Below are 2729 nucleotides of genomic sequence, written 5' to 3' on the forward strand. Positions count from 1 at the left end.
AGGATCGCGACCGTCGGTCCCGCGGACTGCGGAGCTGAGGTTCGTTCGAGGTGGCCCCAGGTAGGCAGGTGCTGTGGTGCATCGAAACCGTGCCCGGTCAGCAGCACCGTGTCGGAGAGAAAGTTGTACAGCTGACGAAGATTGTCCGATCCGCCCTCGGCCAGATAGTTGTGTGCCTGCGCCGCGACGTTGGCAGGCACCGTCGAGATCTCCATCAGATCGGCGTCGGGTGCCTGTTCACCGCCGAGCACGACGACCGGCAGTCCGGTGGCCAGAACCGCGTCGATGCCCGACTCCCACGATCGCCTCGACCCCAGGATGCGCACGATGATCAACTCGGCCGACTCGGCCATCGCCGGAATGTCCGCGGCGAGCAGCCGGGAAGGGTTGCCCCAGGCGAAGTCGGCTCCGCTCGCACGGGCGCTGAGCAGATCGGTGTCCGATGTGGACAGCAACAAGAACACGGGTAACGCCCTCCTCGGGGGTTTCGCGCCCCTGAACTTCGGTGGCTCGAATGATCGGTGGAAACTGCTCTTCGACTCGTCGGCGAGAGGGTCTGACTCCAGCCCCGACCCGAAGGATCGAAGGCCGTCACAGTGGCGCGACCGTACCGGATTCTCGCCGGTTTCCTCTCGGCCGGAGCCGTGGACATCGAATGCTACCGGGGCGAGCGGGGAATGGGGCCACCCGTTGCGCTTGTAGCCTGGTCACCATGAGTTCGCCAGAGAGGTCGGTGCCCGACGGCTGCCCAGGAGCGCTGACGACCCATCTGGCGGCGGACGGGCCGCTGGCACGAATCCGGCTGCCGGGTGGCGTCGTGTTGCCGGGGCAGATGCAGGTGTTGGCGCAGGCCGCTGCCGAGCTGGGCGACGGCACGTTGGAACTGACCTCGCGGGGCAATATGCAGGTGCGGGCGGTGTCGGACCCGGACGACTTGGCGAGCAGGTTGGCCGACGCCGGGCTGCTTCCGTCCTCGACGCACGAGCGTGTACGCAATATCCTCGCCTCTCCCCTGTCGGGCCGGGTGGGAGGTCTCACCGACGTGCGCGCGCTGGTCGGTGCGCTGGACGAGGGCCTGTGTGCACGACCCGATCTGGCAGACCTGCCGGGTAGGACGCTGTTCGGGCTCGACGACGGCCGAGGCGACCTGTGCGGACTCGAACCGGATTTCGGCGCCTACGCCCAATCCGACGGGTCGTACGCACTGCTGTTGGCGGGCCGGGACAGTGGCGTGCGCGTGGACCGCGACAGTGTCGTGTCGATGCTGCTGAACTGCGCGGGTGCCTTCGTGGAACTTCGGCAGTCCCAGTGGCGGGTAGCCGAAATGGACGACGGCCCGGCCCGGATCCTCGACCGACTCGGTCTCGCGGCCGGCCCTGTCCTGCCGATGCCCGCACCCGTGGAGGTGCCACCGATCGGTTGGCTCGATCAGGACGACGGCCTGGTCGCGCTGGCCGCGGGACTGGCCAACGGTGTTCTCGAGGCGCGGCTCGCGGAGTTCCTCGCGGCCATCGACCGCCCGCTGATCATGACCCCGTGGCGATCGCTGATCGTGTGTGATCTGGACGAGGAACCGGCCGAACAGGTCGTCCGCGTGCTCGCCCCGATGGGACTGATCTTCGATGCGGCATCACCGTGGATTCGAGTGAGCGCATGCACCGGATCGCCGGGGTGCGAGAAGTCGTTGGCCGACGTACGAGCCGACCTCTCCGCCGCGGTCGATGCCCGGATGACCCCGCGCGACGAACGGCAACACTGGTCCGGGTGCGAACGGCGTTGCGGACGACCCAAGGGCGAGGTGACCGACGTCATCGCAACAGGAATCGGCTACCGCGTCGAGTGAGGGGACCCAGACCGGCTTCCGGCTGAGGGGCCCCTCTCCCCTATCGTGACACGCATGCACGACTACGTCCGCGACGGCGCGGAGATCTACCGACAATCGTTCGCGACCATCCGAGCCGAAGCAGATCTGTCTCGATTCGCACCGGACGTCGCACAGGTCGTCGTGCGCATGATTCACGCGGTCGGAGAGATCGATCTGACCGAGACCATCGGCTACACCCCAGCAGTCGTGACCTCCGCTCGCGCGGCACTGAACTCGGGGGCGCCGATTCTGTGCGACGCCAACATGGTCGCCGCCGGCATCACTCGTCGCCGTCTTCCTGCCGACAACGAGGTGCTGTGCACCCTGTCCGATCCTCGGGTACCGGATTTGGCTCGAAGTATGAACACCACGAGAACCGCTGCCGCACTGGAGTTGTGGGGCGACAAGCTCGGCGGTGCCGTCGTCGCCATCGGAAACGCTCCGACCGCACTGTTCCACCTGATGGAGATGCTGGAGGCAGGGGCACCGAAACCCGCAGCGATCGTCGGCGGCCCGGTCGGATTCATCGGAGCAGCGGAGTCGAAGGAAGATCTGATCGCCGCGGGCCTCGGCGTCGAGTACCTGGTGGTCCGCGGTAGGCGTGGTGGCAGCCCCATCACCGTGGCCGCAGTCAATGCCATTGCGAGCGAACAAGAATGACCGGCGCCGGAAAACTGTGGGGAGTCGGAGTCGGTCCCGGCGATCCGGAGTTGTTGACCGTCAAGGCCGCTCGTGTGATCGCCGAGGCCGATGTGGTTGCCTTCCACAGTGCACAGCACGGTCGTAGCATCTCCCGCGGGCTTGCAGCCGGGTACATGCGGGACGGGCAGCTCGAGGAACATCTGGTCTATCCGGTGACCACCGA

General features: G+C 66.9%; 3 protein-coding genes and 1 pseudogene. 3 read left to right on the forward strand and 1 reads right to left on the reverse strand.

The annotated features are described in order from the left end of the window. Nucleotides 1-464 (reverse strand): annotated as a pseudogene (gene cobN / locus A2J02_RS13760) (cobaltochelatase subunit CobN); the annotation flags it as partial. A 248-nt stretch (nt 465-712) separates the two neighbouring features. On the opposite strand from cobN, the gene cobG reads away from it, so the two are divergent. The 3 genes from cobG to A2J02_RS13775 all read left to right on the forward strand — a co-directional run. Continuing rightward, nucleotides 713-1843, forward strand: coding sequence for a precorrin-3B synthase (gene cobG, locus A2J02_RS13765; protein ID WP_068050693.1), 1131 nt, complete (start codon nt 713-715; stop codon nt 1841-1843). Nucleotides 1844-1897: 54 nt separating this feature from the next. Then, nucleotides 1898-2524, forward strand: coding sequence for a precorrin-8X methylmutase (locus A2J02_RS13770; RefSeq protein ID WP_068050694.1), 627 nt, complete (start codon nt 1898-1900; stop codon nt 2522-2524). After that, on the forward strand, nt 2521-2729 hold a 209-nt coding region (locus A2J02_RS13775), incomplete at its 3' end, for an SAM-dependent methyltransferase (RefSeq protein WP_231911459.1). The genes A2J02_RS13770 and A2J02_RS13775, both read left to right, overlap by 4 nt.

Source organism: Rhodococcus sp. EPR-147, from assembly GCF_001647185.1.
Lineage (GTDB): Bacteria > Actinomycetota > Actinomycetes > Mycobacteriales > Mycobacteriaceae > Rhodococcoides.